The sequence below is a fragment of the Streptomyces sp. NPDC051662 genome (genome assembly GCF_040681655.1).
Taxonomy (GTDB): domain Bacteria; phylum Actinomycetota; class Actinomycetes; order Streptomycetales; family Streptomycetaceae; genus Streptomyces.
The window spans coordinates 241,764-263,420 of sequence record NZ_JBFAZD010000009.1 but is presented as its reverse complement, the minus strand read 5'-3'; the positions used below and the strand labels follow the sequence as shown (position 1 = coordinate 263,420).

The window sequence follows — 21,657 nt, the reverse complement described above, 5'->3', positions numbered from 1 at the left end:
TCAAATAATTTGCACGTACCCGTCAGTTGCCATTGATGCGTCCGGACGAGGGCGGGTGCGCTGATCTGCGGAGAAGCCTCACAGCTCCTACCAAGGTGGTACGTAGCGACTCGTACGCTTCGACGCGTAGACGATCTACGTACACCGGCGCTTCCCTTTGAAGAGGAAGTCCGCCGCGGGGGCGACTCCGCAGGGGACTCGCTGGACTCCTGGTGACGGATGCGCTCAATACGCACGGGCCACAATGGCGACACTACCCGCCGCATCATCCGTTTCCGGCACCGCCCCGTCCTCGGCGACCAGACACCGTACGGAGACCCCGAGCTCGGCGAGAGCCGCCTCTCCCCTGGCACCCAGCGTCGCCCAGGGGATACGTGCCCAACCGCCCGCGGCGGCGGCCTCGGCGGCCTCCTCGACGGTGGAGACCTCGGCGGTACGGGCCTCGCGGCGCGCCCTGGACTCCGTCAACAGCAGCGCCTGGTCGTCCTCCAGGACCGTGGGCAGCAGCCCGGCGAGGGCCTCGACGGCCACCGGCTCCTTGCCGCCGGGGATCCGGCGTACGAGCATCGCGGTGCCGTTCTCCAGGTCGCGCGGGCCGATCTCGATCCGTACGGGCACGCCCTTCAGCTCCCAGTCGACGGCCCGGCGGCCGAAGGGGATGTCCGTGCGGTCGTCGATCCGGACCCGGACGCCGGCGAGCCGGAGCCGGTCGGCGGTCTCACGGACGGCGGCCAGGACCTGCTCGTCGTCCTTGATGGCCAGCACGACGGCCTGTACGGCGGCGAGGCGGGGCGGCACGCGCAGCCCGTCGTCGTCGCCGTGCGACATGATCAGTCCGCCGACCATCCGGGTCGAGGCGCCCCAGGAGGTCTGCCAGACCAGCTCCTCGGTGCCCTCCTTGGACAGATACCGGATGTGGAAGGCCCGCGCGAAGTTCTGTCCCAACTCATGGCTCGTGCCCAGCTGGAGGGCCTTGCCGTCGCCCATCATCCCTTCGAGCGTCAGGGTGTTGACGGCCCCGGCGAAGCGCTCACGCGCGGTCTTGCGGCCCAGGACGACATCGATCCCGAGGATCTCGGTCATGAAGTCCGCGTAGACGTTCCGGTGGATGTGCGCGGCGTAGTCCCTGGCGTCCTCGTAGGTGGCGTGGGCGGTGTGGCCCTCCTGCCAGAGGAATTCGGTGGTGCGCAGGAAGACGCGGGGGCGCATCTCCCAGCGGACGACATTGGCCCACTGGTTGATCAGCAGCGGCAGATCGCGGTAGCTGCGCACCCACTTGGCGAAGTACTCGTTGACGATCGTCTCGGAGGTGGGCCGTACGACGACCGGCTCCTCCAGGTCCTTGCCGCCGCCGTGGGTGACCACCGCCAGTTCGGGCGCGAAGCCCTCGACGTGCGCCGCCTCCCGGGTCAGATACGACTGCGGGATGAAGAGCGGGAAGTACGCGTTCGAGGCGCCGGCGGCCTTGATACGGGTATCCAGCTCCTGCTGCATCCGTTCCCACAGACCGTACCCGTATGGCCTCATCACCATCGTGCCGCGCACCGGCCCGTTGTCGGCCAGTTCGGCCTTGTTGATCAGATCCTGGTACCAGCGCGGGAAGTCGTCCGCCCGGGGCGTGAGAACAGGTGCCTTCGCCATGGCGCGCATCGTACGGGTTCGGGCGAAAAGAACCGGCCATCCGCGCGGGGGCGCACGCCCGGGGCATACACGCTTTGCCCGCCGCCCACTGGACGCGGGCACGGATGCGGAGTTCTCTGGCATACGGGGGAAGAACGCGCACACGCACACGGGGGGCTGTCCATCAGGGCACGACCGACCTCTTGGCGGATTGGGGCGCTATCCATGACACGTACGCTCGGCCGGCACCACCAGCGGTTCGCGCACACGGGCACAGCACCGGCGGTTCTCCCGGACGCGGGCGCGCGTGCCCGTGACTGGGCCGAGATCCAGGAACGGATGCTGGTGCCGCTCTACGAAGCGGTGTACGAGCGGCTGGAGGTCCGCGACGGGACCCGGGTGCTCGGCCTCGGCTGCGGTTCGGGGCTCGCCCTGCTGCTCGCGACCGCGCGGGGTGCGCGGGTGACCGGTGTCGACTCCGACACCGCGCGGCTGGCGCTGGCCCGCGAGCGGCTGCGCGCCGACCGGGAGCGGGACGGCCGGGAGCGGGACGGCCGGGAGCGGGACGGCCGGGAGCGGGACGGCCGGGAGCGGGACGGCCGGGCGGACCGAGGGGCCGACGCGGGCACGCTGCTGCCGGTGGACCGGATGGCGGACGCCGCGCCGGGGCCCGGCCGTTCACCGTACGACCTGATCACCGCCTTTCAGCCGATCGGCTCCGTGGCGGGCGACGCGAAGGGGCTCGGGCCGGCGCTCGACGAGGCGATACCACTGGCCCGGCGCGGCACACCCGTGGTCCTCGCGGGCTGGGGTCCGCCGGAGCGCTGCGCCACGGACGGGGTGCTGCGGGTGGCGGGCCGGCTGAGCGAGCGCCCCCGCGAGGACGCCCGGCGGCGGGGGCACCGCGACGATCTGGAGGAGATCGCGGCGCGGGCCGGTCTGAAGCCGGACGGTTCGGGGCGGGTGGCCTGCCCGTTCGGATACGCGGACCAGGAGAGCGCCGTCCGGGGCCTGTTGTCGACGGGGGTGTTCGACGGTGCGATCCGGACGACGAACAGACGGCTGGTGGAGAAGGAGATCGGCGAGGCGCTCCATCCGCATCTGCGCCGTGACGGCACGGTCTGGATGCCGAATGTCTTCCGGTATCTGATCGCCCGTACGCCCTGAGGGCCGCCCCTAACGGACGGGTACGAGACTCTGGACAGTATCCAGAATTCTGTTTACTGTCTCATCCGTGACTGGCTTCGACGAGCGTTTCCTGACCCGCAACGGCCTCGCGGCCCGGCAGCTGGCGGTTCTCCTGCTGAACCACGAGCCGGAGACCCGGCTGCCGCGCGTGCGGGACTTCGCCGTGGAGCTGGGCGTCGGGAACGGCACCGTCCAGGCCGCGCTCCAGCTGCTGGAGAACGCCGAGGCGATCGAGACGACAGCCAGGGGCCATCTCGGCACCTTCCTCGTCCGCTCGGACCGCTCCATACTGTGGCGGCTCTCCGGGCTCGGCACGCTCCTCGCCGCGATGCCGCTGCCGTACTCCCGTCGGTACGAGGGGCTGGCGACGGGGCTGCGCTCCGCCTTCGAGGAGGCCGGCGCGCCGTTCGCGATCACCTTCATGCGAGGAGCCGGCGCCCGTACGACCGCACTCCTCGAAGGCAAGGTCGATCTCGTCGTCCTCTCGCGCTTCGCCGCCGACCGGCTGATCGAGGACCATCCGGTCGAGCTGGTCGCGGATCTGGGCCCGGCCACCTACGTCGGGGCGCACGGACTGCTGGTACGGCGCGGCTCGGACCCGGAGACCCCGGGGCTGCGCGTCGCCATCGACCACGCCTCCGAGGACCAGCGGATGCTCGCCGAGCGCGCGTTCGCCGGGCGCTCGGACATCGAGTGGATCGAGGCCTCGTACATGCAGTTGCGCGAGCTGTTCGAACACAATCGGGCGGACGCCACCGTCTGGAACCTCGATGAGGTGCAGGGGCTGCTCGGTATGAGCGTGGACGTCCTGCCGCTCGGTGACGAGGTCACCCGCGATCTGTCACTGCGCAACTCCAGAGCGGCGATCATCGGCAGGACGGAGGGAGCGAAGGCGCTCGGCGCCGTACGGGAGTCCCTCGATCTGTCGGTGATCACCACCCTCCAGGCCGAGGTGTTGCGTGGTGAGCGCACGCCCTCGTACTGACCGCCCGGCCCGCCCGCGCGAAAGGACACCCCGGGAGCCCACGCGTAGGCGGAAAATACAGAATCCTGGTTACTGTTCGATCGCGTCGCCCGAGGATTCGGCCCCCAAGGAATCGAAGGAAAGGACAACCATGGACGACCAGCTCGCCCTCCGCGTCCAGCTGTTCCGCGAGAGCGGCCAGGTCAGGCCCGAGGTCGCCGCGTTCGTGACCGAGGAGCTGGCCGCCCTGGCCGCCGAGGGCCATACCGTCACCGAGGCCACGGCGGGCATGCTCACCAGCCATCTGATGATGGCCCTCAACCGGCTGCTCGACGGCGCGCCGATCGAGGAGTTCAGGACCGACGAGCAGGTGGCGGCCGAACTGGCCGGACATCCCGAGGCCGTGGCCCGGGCCCGCGCGGTCTCCGTACGCGCCGAACGGAAGTTGGGCGCTCCGCTTCCCGACTCCGAGATCAACTTCCTGGGCCTGCATCTCGCCGTACTGGCCCAGAACTCCCCCGCCGCACCCCACTCGTAGACAGCACCCCACTCGTAGCGCGAAGGACCCAGCCATGACGAAGATCCTCACCGGCGGCGTCGGCAAGACCGAGGTCGCGAACACCGTCTCCGGACTCGGCCTCGACGGCCTGGAGATCACGGTCTCCAACGACATGGACGCCGCGATGAAGCTCCGCGCCGGACAGGCCGATTACTACCTCGGCACCTGTCACACCGGCGCAGGCGCCTCCCTCGGCATCCTGGTCGGCCTCCTCGGCCGGCCCCTCTGCCACACCTTCGGCCGCCATGTCCCCACCGAGGACGAGGTCGCCGCGCTGCTGGCGGACGGCAAGAAGGTCTTCGGCTTCGCCATCGACCAGATCGACGTGATCGCCCCGATCATGGCCCGCGCCATCGCCGCGCGCGGCTGACCGAAGACCTGCCAGGGACCGGAGGAGAGACCCCGTGAGCAGCACCGTCCTCGCAGCGAGTACCAGTCTGGACTTCTCGCTGACGCAGAAGCTTTTTGTCATAGCCCTGTGCGCGCTGACCGCCTTCATCTCGCATATGGCGCTGGCCGTGTTCAACGACGGCGTACGCCCCTTCATGCTCGACTTCATCCAGGGACGCGCGAAGCGGAGCGCCACCACCGCGGTCTCCTTCGGCCTCTCGGCGGGCTTCATCTTCGGCCTCGGCGCCCCGATGGCGCTGTCCAGCGGTGTACTCAACCCCTGGCTGCTCTTCCTCCCCACCGACATCCTGGGCATCCTCGCGCCGAGGAAGTGGCTCGCGCCGCTGCTCGGCGGCGCCTGGGGCGCGGTGGTCGTCTTCGGCCTCAACGGGGCCAATGACGTGGCGCACGATCTGCCCGTCGACTTCCTGACGGCGATGCAGCAGATGTCGACGCCGATCCTCTTCCTCTTCACGCTCTTCCCGGTGCTCGCGATCACCAAGCAGTTCGGGCGGCTGCGCGGTGGCCTGGCCGCCGTGCTGGAACTGGCGCTCGTGATCATGACGATGAAGCTCTGGCCCAATGTCTTCGCCGGTTCACTGGCGATGGCGGCCGGTGTGCTGCTGCTCATCGGCTTCGCCGTACGGAAGGACCTGCTCCAGCGCAAGGAGGACCGGGCCGCCGCGTTGGCGGCCGGCGAGGAGACCTCGGGTACGGGACAGTCCGAGGCGGCCGGAGACGATCCGATGGCCTCGCTCTTCAGCGCCAGCGCGCTGCGGCTGCGCCGGTATCTGCCGCTGTTCATGGTGCTGGGCGCCGGAGTCTGTGTGCTGGCGCAGATGCATATCTTCGGCGGCGGCGAGGCGACCAGCTTCCTGATCGCCAAGGGGCAGTACAGCGAGGCCGCGCAGGTCGACTTCTACCGGGTCTTCGGCTTCATCCCGCTCATCGCGACGACCGCGCTCGCCTCCGGCGCGTACGGCATCGCCGGTTTCACGCTCGTCTACCCCATCGGCTATCTGATGCCGAACCCGATCCTGGCGGCCGTCGTCGGCGCCGCGGTCTTCGCCCTCGAAGTGCTGGCCCTGTCCTCCATCGGCAAGGTCCTGGGCAAGCTGCCGAGCGTACGGGACTCCTCCGAGCATCTGCGGAGCGCGATCACCGACACCCTGCAACTGGCGATCCTCTTCGGCTCACTGCTCGCGGCCAATGTCATGGGCGGCGGACTCGCGATCCTCATCGTCGGCGGGCTCTATCTCCTCAACGAGGCGATGGGCAGACCCGTGGTGCGGATGGCGGCGGCACCCGCGGCGGTCATCGTCGGCGGCGTTCTCCTCAACATCCTCTACTGGCTGGATCTGTTCACCCCCCTCAAGGGCTGACCCCACGACGGTCCGGACAGACCCGCGGACAGACCCGCTTGGAAGGCACCCCCACTCATGCCTCATCTCACCACCGTCGCCGGGCCGCTGCCCGTCTCCGCCGTGCGCGGCCCGGCGCTCTCCCATGAACATCTCGTCGTCGATCTCGACCGCACGGGCGACGGCGCCGCCGTCCTCGCCCCCGGGCGCCATCTGGGCGCGGTCACCTCCGAACTGGCCGCCCTGCGCGCCGAGTTCGGGCTCTCCCTGATCATCGAGCTGACCTGCCGCGGCATGGGCCGCGACCCGCGCGCCCTGGCCCGGATCGCCGAGGAGTCCGGGGTCGCGGTGGTCGCGGCCACCGGCTGGTACTACGAGCCCTTCCACCGGGACGAGATCGGCGGCACGCCCGTCGACCGGCTCACCGCGACCCTGGTCCGGGAGATCACCGACGGGCTCGACTCCACCGGGATCCGCCCCGGCGTCCTCGGCGAGATCGGCAGCCATGGCGACCGGCCCAGCGAGCCGGAGAGCCGCGCGCTGCTCGCCTCGGCGCACGCGGCGCTCGCCACCGGTCTGTCGGTCGCGACCCATGCCCAGCTCGGCCGGGGCGGACTCGCCCAGCTCGAACTGCTCACCGGTACGGGCCTCGCGCCGCACCGGATCTCCATCGGCCACCAGGATCTGCTGGACGATCCCGCCGTCCACCGCGAGCTGGCGGCGAGCGGCGCGTATGTCGCCTTCGACACCGTCGGCAAGGAGTCCTACCAGAGCGACGACACCCGGCTGCGGCTGCTGCTCGCCCTGCTGGAGGCCGGTCACGCGGACCGCGCCCTGCTCAGCTGCGATATCTCGCGCCACGGCTATCTGGAGTCGGAGGGCGGCCAGGGGTACGGACATCTCTTCCGGTCCTTCCTGCCCAAGGCGCGCGCGGCGGGCGTGGACGACGACCTGATCGATCTGATGACCCGGCGCAACCCGCTGCGCTTCCTGACGGGCGCCGACCCGGACAACGCCGCCGAATCCGACACCGACACCGAGGTGATCTGAGATGCCCGTGCTCCCGCCGACCTTCCCGCTGGCGACCGTCACCCTGGAGGACGCGGCCCGGCGGCAGTTCCGGCTCCTGGAGTGCACCGCCGCGCACTTCGAGGGACCGCAGCTCTTCGAGGCGGACGCCGGTGTCGTACCGGGGCTCGGCCGCCCCCGTACGACCGCCCGCGTCGAGGCCGTACTCGCCGACTACTTCGGCGCCGAGGACGCGGCGCTCGTCCAGGGCGCCGGTACGGGCGCGATCCGCGCCGCGCTCGGCGCGGCCGTCTCCCCCGGTGACCCGCTGCTGATCCACCGGGCCCCGGTATACCGGACGACCGCCGTCACCCTGCGCGGCCTCGGGGTCCGTACCACCGAGGCCGACTTCAACGACCGCCCGGCGCTCCGGCGCGCCCTGGAGTCCGGCGCGTTCTCCTGGGCGTACGTCCAGCACAGCCGGCAGCGGCTCGCCGACTCCTACGATCCGGGCGAGGTCCTCGCGGACTGCCGCGCCGCCGGGGTCCGTACGGTCGTCGACGACAACTACGCGGTGATGCGCGTACCCGCCTCCGGGGTGGAACTGGGCGCGGACGCCTCGTGCTTCTCCCTCTTCAAGCTGCACGGCCCCGAAGGCGTCGGCGCGGTCGTCGGCGCCCGCGATCTCGTCGGCCGCCTCCGCGCCGACAACTACTCCGGCGGCGGCCAGGTCCAGGGCCACCAGGCGCTCGACGCGCTGCGCGCCCTCACCCATGTCCCCGTCCTGTGGGCGCTCCAGTCCCAGGTGGGCGCGGAGATCGCGAAGCGGCTCACCGCCGGCGAGGTGCCAGGGGTCGCCGAGGTACGGATCGCCAACGCCCAGGACCGCTGTCTGCTGGTACGGCTCGACCGCCCCGTCGCCCGTGAGCTGCCCGCCGTCGCCGCGCGGCACGGCGCCGCGCCCTACCCCGTGGGCTCCAACTCCCGCTACGAGATCGCCCCGCTCGTCTACCGGATGTCCAGCTCGTCACTCGACGACGAACCCGGACTCGCCGACTGGACCGTACGGATCAACCCCATGCGGGCCGGAGCCGATCTCGTGATCGAGATCCTCCGCCGTTCGCTGCACGACCTGAAGGGCTGATCGTGTTCCTGGACACCGTCCTCTCCCGCAATCCCGCGCTCGTCGAGACGGCGACCGCGCTGCACCGCTCCGGTGCCATCCCGCCCGACACATACGTCATGGACGCGGACGCCATCGAGGCCAACGCCGCGCTGCTGGCGGCCGAGGCCGAGCGGCTCGGGATCTCGCTGTGGTTCGTGGTCAAACAGTTCGGCCGCAACCCCGCGCTGATCCGGGCCGTCGCCCGGCACATCCCCCGGTTCGCCGCGATCGACCCCTCCGAGGCCCGCATCCTGCACGCCGCCGGGGCACGGGCGGGCAACCTCGGCCATCTCGTCCAGATCCCCCGCCGCGACCTCCCCGAGATGCTGGCCTGGCGGCCCGAGGCGGTGACCGTCTTCGACCTCGCCAACGCGCGGGCCGTCTCGGAGGCCGCCGGTGAACTGGGCTTCGTCCAGGACGTGTTCGTACGCCTCGAAGGCGTGCCCGGCTCCGTCTATCCGGGCCAGGAAGGCGGCGTACCGCTCGACGCGCTGGACGAGTTCGCGGCCGGCGCCGAACAGCTGCCGTCGATCCGTATCGCGGGGGTCACCGCGTTCCCCTGCGTTCTGTGCGACCCGGTCACCGGCCTGCCGACCCCCACCCCCAACTTCGAACTCGCCCTCAAGGCAAGGGAACTGCTCACCGCCCGCGGCCACCACCCCGTCGCGCTCAGCGCCCCCAGCGCCACCTCCATGGCGTCCCTGCCGCTGCTGGCCGAGCTGGGCGCCACCCACGGCGAGCCCGGCCACTCCCTCACCGGTACCACCCCGCTCCACGCCATCGACCCGCGCCAGCCGGAACGGCCCGCCTACGTCTACGTCAGCGAGGTCGCCCACACCCTCGCGGACGGCCGGCCCGCGCTCCACGGCGGCGGGTTCTACGGCCGCGCCGGCATCCGCACCGCTCTGCTGCCGCGCACCGGTCTGCGCCTTCCGGTCCAGGGCGCCCCCGCCGAGAATATCGACTACTACCGCCTGCTGGACGCGCCCCCCTCCGGCGAGGTGCGGGCCGGGGACACCGCCGTACTCGCCTTCCGCACCCAGATCTTCGTCACCCGCTCGACCGTCGCGGTCGTCGCCGGCCTCTCCACCGGGAAACCCCGGCTGACCGGCCTGTACGACGCGCGGGGCCGGGCCCTGTAAGGAGCCACCGCCATGAGCAAGACCGTCATCCTCGTCATCGACGGATTCGGGATCGGCGCGATGCCGGACGCGGGGGCGCTGCGGCCCGGCGACAGCGCGGCCGACACCTGCGGGCACGTACTGGACCACTGCCGCACGTCCCTGGGCCGCCCGCTGCGGCTGCCCGCGCTGGGACAGCTGGGCCTCGGCATGGTCCATCCCCACCCCGACCTGGCCCGGTCCACCCGGCTGCCGGTGACGGCGGGCCGCGCAGCACTCGGCTACCCGGGCGCGGACACGTACGCGGGCCACCAGACCATGATGGGCGCGGACTTCAGCCGGGTCACCGTGGCCCGGCTGGCCGACCACCTCCCCGAGGTGATCTCGGCCCTGTCCACGGCCGGCCACCGCGCCGAACCACTCGACGGCCGGCCTCTGCTCCTCGTCGACGGCGCGATACTCGTCCACGACAACCTGGAGGCCGACCCGGGCATCAACTGGAACGTCTCGGGCCGCCTGGACGACCTGCCCTTCGACCGGATCCTCGCGATCGCCCGTACGGTACGGACCGTGGCGCCCGTCGCCCGCGTCATCGCGGTCGGCGGCCACGCGGACGGCCCCCTCAGTGCGTACGTACGCGACGGGGACGGCGGCACGGTCGGTCTGGACACCCCGGCGAGCGGCTTCTACCGCAACGGCGGACTCCAGGTCCAGCACCTGGGCGCGGACATCGACCACACCCGCCAACTCCCGGACCTGGCGGCCCGCGCGGGCATCCCGGTGACGCTGGTCGGCAAGGCGGCGGACATCCTGGCGTGCGATGCCGCCGTACGACGGCCGGCCGTCGGGACGGCGGATGTCCTCGCGCACACGCTGGAGGCGGTACGCGCCCCCGGCGACGGGCTCATCGTCACCAACGTCCAGGAGACGGACCTCGCCGGGCACCAGCAGGACACCGACCGCTACGGCCGGATCCTGGAACAGACCGACGCGGGCCTGTCGGCGCTGCTCGGGCTGCTGTCCGGGCCGGGCGACCGGCTGACGGTGACGGGCGACCACGGCAACGACCCGACGATCGGCCACGCGTACCACACGCGCGAATACGTCCCGGTCCTGACGTACAGCCCGGACGGCGGGGGCCCGGAACTGGCGCGGGACGCGGGGACGCTGGCGTCGGTGGGAGCGGATGCGTGGGCGTGGCTGCGGCACTGTGTGCGCGGGGCCCAGGTGGTCTCGGGCTGAACCCGGTGGTGCGGTGCGGTGCGCCTCCGGCGGGGTGCGGGTGCGTGGCCGGGTGCGGTGCGCCTCCGGCGGGGTGCGGGTGCGTGGCCGGGTGCGGGTTGTCGCCGGGGTGCCCTCCGGGCTCGCGCCCGGGACTGCATGATTTACGGCGCACAGCTGCCCTGTCGTTGGTTCGGGCGGTCGCGCGCCACAAATCACGCTCTACGTCCCGGACACGACCCCTGCGCGCCCCCCTTCACCGCCCGCACAAGCGGGCCCGGCCGACCACGAGGCCGAGTGCGACCACCGGCGGGAGGGGGTCGGGGTCGTAGGAGGTGCGTGTCCGGACACTAAAGCGTGATTTGTGGCGCACGACCGCCCGAACCATCGACTGGGCAGGGTCGCGCCGTAAATCATGCCGTCCGGACATGTACCTCCGGAGGCCCCGGCCCCCGGCACCACAACGCACCCCCCGCCACGACCCCCGCCGGAGGCGCACCGCACCCTCGCCGGACGGCGCACCGCCCAGGGGGTCAGCTCATGAACTTCTTGAACTCGTCCGGGAGTTCGAACGACTTGTCCTGCCCCCCGGCCGGCAGGCCATTCGCCGCCTCCTCACGGCGCGCCAGCGCCGCCTGCTCCTCCGCCTTGCGCTTCATCGGGTTCCCCGACCGCTGCTTCCCCTTCGCCTGCTTCGTCTTCTTCTTCGCGCGGCCCGGCCCGCCGCCCATCCCCGGAACGCCCGGCATCCCCGGCATCCCGCCGCCCTGCGCCATCTTCGACATCATCTTGCGAGCGTCGAAGAACCGCTCCACCAGGTTCTTCACGGCGCTGACCTCGACGCCCGAACCCCGCGCGATCCGGGCCCGGCGTGAGCCGTTGATGATGACCGGGTCCTGACGCTCCCCCGGGGTCATCGACTTGATGATCGCGGCGGTGCGGTCCACGTCCTTCTCGTCGATGTTGTTGATCTGGTCCTTGATCTGCCCCATGCCCGGGAGCATGCCGAGCAGCTTGCTGATGCTGCCCATCTTCCTGACCTGCTCCATCTGCGCCAGGAAGTCGTCGAGCGTGAAGTCCTTGCCCTTGCTGCTCGCCAGCTTGGAGGCCATCTTCTCGGCCTCGGCCTGGCTGAACGTCTTCTCCGCCTGCTCGATCAGGGTGAGCAGGTCACCCATGTCGAGGATGCGGGACGCCATACGGTCCGGGTGGAACGCGTCGAACTCGTCCAGCTTCTCGCCGTTCGAGGCGAACATGATCTGCTTGCCGGTGACATGCGCGATGGAGAGGGCCGCGCCACCGCGGGCGTCGCCGTCGAGCTTGGAGAGGACCACGCCGTCGAAGCCGACACCGTCGCGGAACGCCTCCGCGGTGTTGACCGCGTCCTGACCGATCATCGCGTCGACGACGAAGAGGACCTCGTCCGGGCTGACCGCGTCGCGGATGTCCGCGGCCTGCTTCATCAGCTCCTCGTCGATACCGAGGCGGCCCGCGGTGTCGACGATCACCACGTCGTGCTGCTTGGTCTTCGCGTACTCGATGGAGTCCTTGGCGACCTTGACCGGGTCGCCGACCCCGTTGCCCGGCTCGGGCGCGTACACCGCGACGCCCGCGCGGTCGGCGACCACGGAGAGCTGCGTGACGGCGTTGGGGCGCTGGAGGTCACAGGCGACGAGCAGGGGGGTGTGGCCCTGGCCCTTGAGCCAGAGGCCGAGCTTTCCGGCGAGGGTGGTCTTACCGGCGCCCTGGAGACCGGCGAGCATGATCACGGTGGGCGGCTGCTTGGCGAAGCGCAGGACGCGGGTCTCGCCGCCGAGGATGCCGATGAGCTCATCGTTGACGATCTTGATGACCTGCTGCGCCGGGTTCAGCGCCTGGGAGACCTCGGCGCCGGCCGCGCGCTCCTTGACCTTGGCGATGAAGGCGCGGACGACGGGCAGCGCGACGTCGGCTTCGAGCAGGGCGATACGGATCTCGCGGGCCGTGGCGTCGATGTCCTCCGGGCTGAGGCGCCCTTTGCCCCGGAGGCTCTTGAATGTGGCTGCGAGGCGGTCGGAGAGAGTGTCGAACACGGTGGTCGCGAATCCTCAGGTCGGGGGCGGATGAGGGGGCCGGCCCCGACAGCTGCGCGCTGTGCAGGACAGACCGTCCCCCAGGGTATCCGGCCGCGCGCGGTGCGGTCTGCCCTGTGGACAACCGCGGCATACGAAGCGTGGACGGGGCGCACCGTCAGCGCAGCGCGGCCTCCACCGCGTGGGCCAGCCCGGCGGCGGCCTTCTCGGGCAGCGGCCGGCCCCGCTCGTTCGTCACATAGAACGCGTCGACGGCGTTCGCGCCCAGCGTCGACACATGCGCGCTGCGCACCCGTACCTTCGCCTCCTCCAGGGCACGGCCGATGCGGTGCAGCAGCCCCGGTGCGTCCTGGGCGCGTACCTCGATGACCGTCGCGAGCTGGGAGGCGGTCGGCGCGACGGTCACGCGGGGCGGCGGGGCGGTGACGCCCCGGCGGCGCGGATACGCGGCCTCCCGCTCGGCGAGCCTGGAGGGGATGTCGAGCGAGCCGTCGAGGGCCCGTACGAGATCGGCGCGGAGCCGGGCGGCCTGCGGCAGGGAGCCGTACTCCGCGGCCACCCGCCAGCTCAGCAGCAGGACCTCGGTGGTCTTCCTCCCCTGTCCGGTGCCCTTGCCCAGTTCCGCGGGCAGCTCGACGGCGCGCAGATCGGCCGCGCGTACGGTCAGCCGGTGCAGGGCGAGCACCCCGGCCGCGGCAGGCAGCACTCCCGGCTGGTCGGGCAGGGCGATGAGCAGTTCGACACCGACGGGTTCGGGTTCGCCGTCGTCCTGCGGGGCCTCGGTCTGGGCGTGCAGCGCCAGTACGGGACCGCCGGTGCGCAGTGCCTCGACTGCCAGCCGTTCCTGCTCGGCGCTGGGCGCGGCGGGTTCCGGTTCGGCGACGGCGTCGCCCGCGAGGACGGCGGCCACGCGGGCGACGAGATCGTTGACGAGCGAGGCGCGCCAGGACGACCAGGCCGCCGGTCCGGTGGCGAGCGCGTCGGCCTCGGTGAGCGCGTGCAGCAGTTCCAGGGTGGCGAGTGAGCCGACCCGGCCGGCGACGGCGCTGACGGTCGCGGGGTCGTCCAGGTCGCGCCGGGTCGCGGTGTCGATGAGCAGCAGATGGTGGCGTACGACCGTGGCGATGACGTCCATGTCCTCGCGATCGAAGCCGATCCGGGCGGCGACGTCGCGGGCGATGACCTCACCGGCCACGGAGTGGTCGCCCGGCCAGCCCTTGCCGATGTCGTGCAGCAGGGCGCAGATCAGCAGCAGGTCGGGACGGCCCACGCGGCGGGTCAGCGAGGAGGCCTGGACGGCGGTCTCCACGAGATGGCGGTCGACGGTCCAGGTGTGTACGGGGTTGCGCTGGGGCCGGCAGCGGACCCGCTCCCAGTCGGGCAGGAACTGGGTGATCAGGCCCTCGGCCTCCAGCGCCTCCCAGACGGGGACGGTCGACTCACCGGCGCCGAGCAGGGTGATCAGTTCCTGGCGGGCCTCGGCGGGCCAGGGCACCGGCAGCGGCTTCGAGGCGGCGGCCAGCCGGCGCACGGCGTGCAGCGAGATCGGCAGACCGGCCTGGGCGGCGGCAGCGGCGGCCCGCAGGGGCAGGACGAGATCGCGCTCGGGGCGGGCGGTACGGGCGAGGACGACCTCGCCGTCCTGCTCGACCACGCTTTCGGCGAGCGGGCTGCGGTCCTGGGCGGGCTTGCCGCCGAGCATGGCCCGCAGCCGGGGGCGCACGGCCCGGGAGCGCAGTACGCGGTTGACCTCGCGCCAGGTGACGTCGGAGGCGTACGAGACGGTGCGCCCCGCCTCGTACACCTGCCGCAGCAGCGCGTCGGCGTCGAGCAGGCCGAGTTCCGCGGCGACCGGGTCCTGTTCCTGGAGGGCGAGCCGGTCGGTGGCGCGGCCGGTGGTCAGATGCAGGGCGTCACGGGCGTCGAGGAGCCGGCGCCGGGCGTCGTAGAGCCCTTCGCGGGGCGCGTCGGCGAGCCAGGAGGCGGCGACGGCGCGCAGCGCGGTGGCGTCGCGCAGTCCGCCCCTGGCTTCCTTGAGGTCGGGTTCCAGCAGGAACTGGAGCTCGCCCTGGCGCTCGGCGCGCTCCCGGCAGAGTTCGTCCAGTTCGGGAAGGCGTTTGGGGGCGCTGTTGCGCCAGTCGGCGAGGATCGCGGTGCGTACGCCGCTGACCAGGCCCAGATCCCCGGCGACATGCCGGGCGTCGAGGAGTCCGAGCTGCGCCTTCAGGTCCTCGGCGGCGGTCTTGCGCGCCTCGGCCGGGGTGCGTACGGAGTGGTCGAGGGCGAGCCCGAGGTCCCACACCGGGTACCAGACGCGGTCGGCGAGCGCGGCGATCGCGGCGGGGCCGGATCTGCCGTCGTGCAGGAGCAGCAGATCGAGGTCGCTGCGCGGGGAGAGTTCGCCGCGGCCGTAGCCGCCGACGGCGACGAGCGCGGCGCCGCGCACCCCGGCCTCCAGGGCGGCGGTGGTGAACAGCGCGTTCAGCCAGCCGTCGGTCAGTCTGGCCAGGGCGGCACGGCGCGGCGGCCCGGACCGCGCCTTCTCCTGGAGGAGGCGCAGCCGGGCCGCCGCGTAGCCGCTGGGTCCCGAGTCTGCCTGTTCGGTCGTCTCTTCGAGGCTCGTCACCCAGTCGTTCCCGTCTCTAGAGTGCGTCCGGGCCGCGCTCGCCGGTCCGTACCCGGACCGCCGTGTCGACCGGCACGCTCCATACCTTCCCGTCACCGATCTTGCCGGTGCGGGCGGCCTTGACCACCACATCGATGAGCTGTTCGGCGTCGCCGTCCTCGACCAGTACCTCGATGCGGATCTTCGGTACGAGGTCGACGGTGTACTCGGCACCGCGGTAGACCTCGGTGTGGCCGCGCTGGCGGCCGTAGCCACTGGCCTCCGTGACCGTGAGCCCCTGGACGCCGAAGGCCTGCAGGGCCTCCTTGATCTCGTCCAGCCGGTGTGGCTTCACGACTGCGGTGATGAGCTTCATGCGTCCACCTTCTTGGTCTTCGCCGCGGTGGCGAGGGTCTCGTCCTGGCTGGCGGCGGCGACGCTACTACGGCCCGAGGGCGAACCCCCGACCGCGCTGAAGTCGTAGGCGGACTCGGCGTGGTACGCCATGTCGACGCCGCTCGTCTCGTCGTCCTCGGAGGCCCGGAAGCCGATGGTGACATCGACGATCTTGGCGAGGATCCAGGAGACCACGAAGGAGTAGGCCATCACCGCGAAGGCGCCGACGGCCTGCTTGCCCAGCTGCGAGAGTCCGCCGACGCCACCGGTGGCGAGGACACCCACGAGCAGGGTGCCGATGACACCGCCGACGAGGTGGACGCCGACCACGTCGAGGGAGTCGTCGTAGCCCAGCTTGAACTTGAGGCTGACGGCCCAGGAGCAGACCGCGCCGGCGACGACACCGATGAGCAGGGCGCCGAAGGGGTTGACGGCCGCGCCGGAGGGGGTGATCGCGACAAGGCCCGCGACGGCGCCGGAGGCGGCGCCCAGCGTGGTGAACGCGCCGTGCCTGACGCGCTCGTAGATCAGCCAGCCGAGCATCGCGGCGCCGGTGGCGATCTGCGTGTTGAAGGCCATGAGGGCGGCGGTGCCATTGGCGGCCAGCGCCGATCCGGCGTTGAAGCCGAACCAGCCGAACCACAGCAGCGCGGCGCCGAGGACAACGAGCGGCAGGCTGTGCGGCCGCATCGGGTCCTTCTTGAAGCCGATCCGCTTGCCGACGACAAGGACCGCGGCGAGCGCTCCGACACCCGCGTTGATATGCACCGCCGTACCACCGGCGAAGTCGATCACCCCGAGCTTGAAGAGCCAGCCGTCGGACTGCCAGACCCAGTGCGCGATCGGGAAGTACACGACGGAGACCCAGAGCGCGATGAACAGCGCCCAGGCGCTGAACTTCACACGGTCCGCGAGCGCCCCGCTCATCAGCGCGGGGGTCAGGATGGCGAACATCAGCTGGAAGAGGGCGAAGGCGAAGACCGGAATGCCTTCCTCGCCCCCGGTCAGGGTGTCGACCGTGATGCCCTTGAGGCCGATGTGGTCGAAGTTGCCCAGCAGACCGGCGCCGATGTCATCACCGAAGGTCAGCGAGTACCCGTAGAGCACCCAGAGCACGCTGACGATCCCCAGCGAGATCAAGGACATCATGAGCATGTTGAGGGCGCTCTTCACCCGCACCATGCCGCCGTAGAAGAATGCCAGGCCGGGCGTCATCAGCATGACGAGCGCGGCACTGATCAATACGAATGCGGTATCTGCGCCATTCAAGGCCAGCGTCTCCTCGTGGGTGGGAACGGCCCCGTGCGGATGCTCAAGCTAGGTGTGGGCCGACTGTGCTGAGGAGATTGGCGCAGCGCGGTTTCGGCCAATGCCGCACGATGTTTCGCGGCAGTGACGAAGACGTCCTGTGTGTTACGTGCCGATGAACCGACGGATCTCGGCGGCCGCCCGTGGATACCCTCTGCGGACATCGGAAACCGGCCGCGGCGGTCACCCTGTGTCCTGGCGGCGGGGGAGCCGTGTCGGGCTGTACGGGGTGACTGCCGCGGCCGGAGCTTTCGGCGGGGCGGTGGGCGGGTCCGGCCGGGCGGCCGGGGTGCGTCCAGTCGCTCAGACGGCCTCCGCGGACTCGGGCAGCTGGGCGGTGAGCCGCTCGGTGAGATCGACCACGCCGTCGACATCGCCGAAGTCCCTGGCGGCGGTGTCGAGCGTCTTGCGCAGCCGGGTGTTGACCCGCTCGGAACGCACGCTCTCCGCCACCCGCAGGGCCTTCTCGGCAAGGGCCGTGGACTGCTCGGGCTCCTTCTTGAGCAGATGGACGGTGGCCAGACCGATCAGGTTCAGCGCATACGACCGCTGGTGGTCGGTGTCCTCGGCGAACAGGTCGACGGCGCGCCGCATGACCGGTTCGGCGAGGGAGGCGTAGGTGGGGCTGCGGCCGGCGACATAGGCGAGGTCGCGGTACGAGTGGGCGTTCTCGCCGTTGAGCTCGGCCTCGGAGAAGAAACGGATCCAGTCGGGCTCGACCTCGCCGTCGACCCCGGCGTCGGAGAAGGTGTCCTCGGCCATCCTGACGGCCCGCTTCGTCTTGCTCGGCTGGCCCATGTTGGCGTACGCGCGCGCCTCCATCGCATACAGCATGGCCTGGGTCCGGGGGGTGGCGCAGTCCCGGCTGCCGTACTGCGCGAGATGGATCAGCTCCAGCGCGTCGTCGGGCCGGCCGAGATGGATCATCTGGCGGCTCATGGACGAGAGGATGTACGAGCCGAGCGGCTTGTCCCCGGCCTCCTTGGCGGCGTGCAGGGCGAGGACGAAGTACTTCTGGGCATTGGGCTGGAGGCCGACGTCGTAACTCATCCAGCCGGCCAGCTCGGCCAGTTCGGCCGCGCACCGGAAGAGCCGCCGCGAGGTGGCCTCGGGCTGGGGCTCCTGGAGCAGGTCGGTGACCTCGTGGAGTTGGCCGACGACGGCCTTGCGCCGGAGTCCGCCGCCGCACTGCGCGTCCCAGAGCCGGAACATCGCGGTGGTCGACTCCAGCAGATCCAGCTCGGGCCCGGAGAGCCGGTTGGCGCGGGACGGGGTGGCGACGGGCTCCTCGGCGGGCTGCTCCTGGCCGCCCGCCGAGGTGGGCACCAGCCAGCGCTGCATGGGCTCCACCAGCGCGGGCCCCGCGGCCAGCGCCAGTGAGGTGCCGAGGAAGCCGCGCCGCGCCAGCATCAGATCGCTGCGGGAGAACTCACTGATCAGCGCGACGGTCTGGGGGCCTGCCCAGGGCAGATCGACCCCGGACACCGAGGGCGACTGATGCGCGGAGCGCAGCCCCAGCTCCTCCACGGCCACGACGGCGCCGAAGCGCTCGGAGAACAGCTCGGCGAGGATGCGCGGGATCGGCTCGCGGGGCTGCTCGCCGTCGAGCCAGCGGCGCACCCGCGATGTGTCCGTGCTGATGTGATGCGCGCCCATCTGACGTGCCCTGCGGTTGACCTGCCGCGCCAGTTCGCCCTTCGACCAGCCACTGCGCAGGAACCACGAGCCGAGTTGCCCATTCGGGCGCTTGCCGGTATTCGTACCGCCTGCGCCGCTGCCGCCCACTGGAACGCCCCCATCCGCTGAAGCCACTTGTCGCGCGAACCGCTATCAGAATGCCGTGAGCACGGGGTGCCTGTCCGCCCGTTGCCCCCCTTCGAACAGGAAACCGAGTTGCCCTTGGCATACCCGCGGGAGTGTCTTACCCCGAGTTCGTGTACTGAAAGTAATCCTACGATCACTGCCCCAGCGAGGGTGATTCCACAATCGCCACCATTCGCCACCCCTTCGAATGAACTCGCCCACGGCGGGGCGCGATTGACTTGACACACTTCGATCGGAACGGGCCGAAGCGCTGCACGCCGGGGCGCGCGAATCCGGCCCCACTACCCCCAATGCCACTTCGCGCCGCCTCGACCGCCCCGATGGCGACGGAGTGTCACGGGCAGACTGCGAGACGTAACCACCGGCGAGTTCGACCCGTTGGAGGGGGCATGGGCTTCACGATCGGCGGCATCCGGGAGATGCGGTCCGGCTCGCGCCGCCGCGGCCGCACCACTGAGTGCACCGCGGTGGCGGAGTACACGGGCCTGTGGGGCTGGGACGTCGTTCCCGGCGCGGTTCCCGCGGCGCGGGCCTCGGGCGCGCGGTGCTCCTGCGGCGAGCCCGACTGCGCGTCGCCGGGCGCCCATCCGCTGGCGTTCAGCCCCGAGGTGTCGGCGGGCGCCACCCTCGACGACGTCACCAAGGTGTGGTCGGAGGTGCCGGGCGCGGCGGTGCTGCTGCCGGTGGGCCGCGGCTTCGACATCATCGACGTGGCGGAACCGGCGGGGAGCCGGGCCCTCGTACGCCTCGAACGGATGGGACTCCCCCTGGGCCCGGTCATGGCGACACCCACGGGCCGCGCCCACTTCCTGGTGGCACCGGGCGCGGCGGCGGAGCTGCCGGAGCTGCTGTACCGGATGGGCTGGGACGACGCGGACCTGGATCTGCACGCTCTGGGACCGGGAGCGTATGTGATGGCGCCGCCGTCGGAGGTGCCGGGCGTGGGGCCGGTGCGGTGGCTGCGACCGCCGTCCCTGGACACGGGGGCGGAACCCCCACCGGCGCGGCTGCTCCTGGGCACGCTGGCGTACATCTGCCACCGCCTGGCTTGACGGGAGTCGCCGTCCGGCGGGGTGCGGTTGCGGCCGCGTCGCCGTGGGCCGGGGGCCGGGGCCTCCGGAGGTACATGTCCGGACGGCACGATTTACGGCGCGACTCCGCCCCGACGATGGTTCGGGCGTCCGGCGCCACAAATCACGCTTTAGTGTCCGGACACGCACCTCCTACGACCCCGACCCCCTCCCCCGGTGGTCGCCTCCAAGCGCCGCCTCGGCGGGGTGTTGGGGGCGGGTGCGGCCCGGTGGCCCCGGCCATTCGCCGTCCCGGCGGGGGTGAATGGGCTGGTGCGGGACGGTCCGCCCGCCCCGGGCACGGCCGCGTGGTCGGTGACGCGAGGGGGTCGGGGTCGGAGGAGGTGCGTGTCCGGACGCAAAGCGTCGCAGCTCGCGCGAAGCGCGGTGAGGAAAGCAGTCCGGACACGCACCTCCGGAGGCCCCGGCACCCGGTACCGCCCACCGGCCCCAGCGCCGCAGGCGCACCGCACCACGCCCCCGCCAGAGGCGCCCCGCCCCCGGCCCAGCCACGACAACGAGACCGCACACGACCACCGGCCGGAGCCGAAACAAACCCCCTAGTCCCCGATCAGCGCGTTGACGAACGCCTCGGGTTCGAACGGCGCCAAGTCGTCCGGGCCCTCCCCCAGCCCCACCAGCTTCACCGGCACCCCCAGCTCCCGCTGCACCGCGATCACGATGCCCCCCTTGGCCGTGCCGTCCAGCTTCGTGAGGACGATGCCGGTGATGTCCACGACCTCCGCGAACACCCGCGCCTGCACCAGCCCGTTCTGGCCCGTCGTGGCGTCCAGTACCAGCAGTACCTCGTCCAGCGGCCCGTGCTTCTCCACGACCCGCTTGACCTTGCCCAGCTCGTCCATCAGCCCGGTCTTGGTGTGCAGCCGGCCCGCCGTGTCGATGAGGACGACGTCCGCGCCCTCCGCGATGCCCTCCTTGACCGCGTCGAAGGCGATCGACGCCGGGTCGCCGCCCTCGGGGCCGCGTACCGTACGCGCGCCGACCCGCTCGCCCCACGTCTGGAGCTGATCGGCGGCGGCGGCGCGGAATGTGTCGGCCGCGCCCAGCACGACCGAGCGGCCGTCCGCGATCAGGACCCGTGCCAGCTTGCCGGTGGTCGTGGTCTTGCCGGTGCCGTTGACGCCGACGACCATCATGACCGCCGGGGTGTCGAGGCCGCTCTCGGTCTTCACCGCACGGTCGAAGTCCGTGCCGAGGAGGTGGACAAGCTCCTCCTTGAGCAGCGCGCGCAGCTCCTCCGGCGTCCGTGTGCCGAGTACGCGTACCCGCTCGCGCAGCCGCTCGACCAGCTCCTGGGTCGGTGCGACACCGACGTCCGCGATCAGGAGGGTCTCCTCGATCTCCTCCCAGGTCTCCTCGTCGAGGTGCTCACGGGAGAGCAGCGTGAGCAGCCCCTTGCCGAGGGAGTTCTGCGAGCGGGCGAGCCGGGCGCGCAGCCGGATCAGCCGGCCGGCGGACGGCTCGGGGATCTCGATCGCGGGCGCCGGCGCCTCCGCCTCGACGGCGACCGGCGTCTGCGTACCGTCCGGGAGGCCGACCTCCTCGATCGTGCCGCGCGATTCGTCGTGCGGTGCCTCCGCCTCGTCGCCGACATGTGGCTCGGCAGGGGGAGCTGTGAGGGTCGGCGTGCTCGACGGCGCCTCGGGCGGCAGCTTCTTCTTCTTGCGGCTGCCGACCACGAGCCCGCTGATCAGGCCGACCGCGACCAGGGCGATGACTACAACAAGGATGACGATTTCCATAACGCTCCCAGTATCGGCTACG

Annotated in this window: 17 protein-coding genes; 10 read left to right on the top strand and 7 right to left on the bottom strand. The window is 71.5% G+C overall.

All coding sequences use genetic code 11. From position 1 onward, the window contains the following. Positions 1 to 225: 225 nt before the first annotated feature. Positions 226 to 1,641 (bottom strand): proline--tRNA ligase, encoded by a 1,416-nt coding sequence (gene proS / locus AB0M67_RS17740; protein ID WP_365746315.1) that lies wholly within the window; start codon positions 1,639 to 1,641, stop codon positions 226 to 228. A gap of 204 nt (positions 1,642 to 1,845) precedes the next feature. On the opposite strand from proS, the gene AB0M67_RS17735 reads away from it, so the two are divergent. From AB0M67_RS17735 to AB0M67_RS17695, 9 genes are all read left to right on the top strand, one after another. After that, positions 1,846 to 2,787, top strand: a complete 942-nt coding sequence (locus tag AB0M67_RS17735; protein WP_365746313.1) for a methyltransferase domain-containing protein — start codon at positions 1,846 to 1,848, stop codon at positions 2,785 to 2,787. Between the two features lie 67 nt (positions 2,788 to 2,854). Next, complete coding sequence (yhfZ, locus tag AB0M67_RS17730) at positions 2,855 to 3,793, top strand: GntR family transcriptional regulator YhfZ (protein WP_365746311.1); 939 nt, start codon at positions 2,855 to 2,857, stop codon at positions 3,791 to 3,793. A 130-nt stretch (positions 3,794 to 3,923) separates the two neighbouring features. Then, complete coding sequence (locus tag AB0M67_RS17725) at positions 3,924 to 4,310, top strand: PRD domain-containing protein (protein ID WP_365746310.1); 387 nt, start codon at positions 3,924 to 3,926, stop codon at positions 4,308 to 4,310. A 34-nt stretch (positions 4,311 to 4,344) separates the two neighbouring features. Continuing rightward, complete coding sequence (locus AB0M67_RS17720; RefSeq protein WP_365746309.1) at positions 4,345 to 4,701, top strand: DUF2620 domain-containing protein; 357 nt, start codon at positions 4,345 to 4,347, stop codon at positions 4,699 to 4,701. Positions 4,702 to 4,735: 34 nt separating this feature from the next. Then, positions 4,736 to 6,103 carry a YhfT family protein gene (locus tag AB0M67_RS17715; protein WP_365746307.1) on the top strand — a complete coding sequence of 456 codons (1,368 nt, stop codon included), beginning with the start codon at positions 4,736 to 4,738 and terminating at the stop codon, positions 6,101 to 6,103. A 57-nt stretch (positions 6,104 to 6,160) separates the two neighbouring features. Beyond that, entirely contained in the window at positions 6,161 to 7,132 is a 972-nt protein-coding gene (locus AB0M67_RS17710) for a phosphotriesterase (protein WP_365746305.1), read from the top strand. 1 nt (position 7,133) lies between these two features. After that, positions 7,134 to 8,234, top strand: coding sequence for an aminotransferase class V-fold PLP-dependent enzyme (locus AB0M67_RS17705; RefSeq protein ID WP_365746303.1), 1,101 nt, complete (start codon positions 7,134 to 7,136; stop codon positions 8,232 to 8,234). A gap of 2 nt (positions 8,235 to 8,236) precedes the next feature. Beyond that, positions 8,237 to 9,397: an alanine racemase gene (locus AB0M67_RS17700; protein WP_365746301.1), complete on the top strand. Its 1,161-nt coding sequence runs from the start codon at positions 8,237 to 8,239 to the stop codon at positions 9,395 to 9,397. Positions 9,398 to 9,409: 12 nt separating this feature from the next. Continuing rightward, positions 9,410 to 10,618 carry a phosphopentomutase gene (locus AB0M67_RS17695; RefSeq protein WP_365746299.1) on the top strand — a complete coding sequence of 403 codons (1,209 nt, stop codon included), beginning with the start codon at positions 9,410 to 9,412 and terminating at the stop codon, positions 10,616 to 10,618. 512 nt (positions 10,619 to 11,130) lie between these two features. Here the strand turns inward: AB0M67_RS17695 and ffh are convergent. From ffh to AB0M67_RS17670, 5 genes are all read right to left on the bottom strand, one after another. After that, the gene (gene ffh, locus AB0M67_RS17690; protein ID WP_365746298.1) at positions 11,131 to 12,669 is read right to left on the bottom strand and encodes a signal recognition particle protein; all 1,539 of its coding nucleotides are present in this window, start codon (positions 12,667 to 12,669) and stop codon (positions 11,131 to 11,133) included. Between the two features lie 157 nt (positions 12,670 to 12,826). Then, the gene (locus tag AB0M67_RS17685; protein ID WP_365746296.1) at positions 12,827 to 15,295 is read right to left on the bottom strand and encodes a [protein-PII] uridylyltransferase; all 2,469 of its coding nucleotides are present in this window, start codon (positions 15,293 to 15,295) and stop codon (positions 12,827 to 12,829) included. 16 nt (positions 15,296 to 15,311) lie between these two features. Next, on the bottom strand, positions 15,312 to 15,650 hold the full coding sequence (locus AB0M67_RS17680; protein ID WP_030351756.1) for a P-II family nitrogen regulator: 339 nt from the start codon (positions 15,648 to 15,650) through the stop codon (positions 15,312 to 15,314). Continuing rightward, positions 15,647 to 16,939: an ammonium transporter gene (locus AB0M67_RS17675; RefSeq protein ID WP_365746294.1), complete on the bottom strand. Its 1,293-nt coding sequence runs from the start codon at positions 16,937 to 16,939 to the stop codon at positions 15,647 to 15,649. Before AB0M67_RS17675 ends, AB0M67_RS17680 begins: the two co-directional genes overlap by 4 nt. Positions 16,940 to 17,281: 342 nt before the next feature. Next, on the bottom strand, positions 17,282 to 18,763 hold the full coding sequence (locus AB0M67_RS17670; RefSeq protein ID WP_365746292.1) for a hypothetical protein: 1,482 nt from the start codon (positions 18,761 to 18,763) through the stop codon (positions 17,282 to 17,284). 428 nt (positions 18,764 to 19,191) lie between these two features. Between AB0M67_RS17670 and AB0M67_RS17665 the strand changes: the two genes are divergently transcribed. Beyond that, a complete protein-coding gene (locus AB0M67_RS17665; RefSeq protein WP_365746290.1) occupies positions 19,192 to 19,854 on the top strand; it encodes a bifunctional DNA primase/polymerase in 663 nt (220 codons plus the stop codon). A gap of 578 nt (positions 19,855 to 20,432) precedes the next feature. Here AB0M67_RS17665 and ftsY read toward each other — a convergent pair. Beyond that, positions 20,433 to 21,635: a signal recognition particle-docking protein FtsY gene (gene ftsY, locus AB0M67_RS17660; protein ID WP_365746288.1), complete on the bottom strand. Its 1,203-nt coding sequence runs from the start codon at positions 21,633 to 21,635 to the stop codon at positions 20,433 to 20,435. Positions 21,636 to 21,657 lie beyond the last annotated feature (22 nt).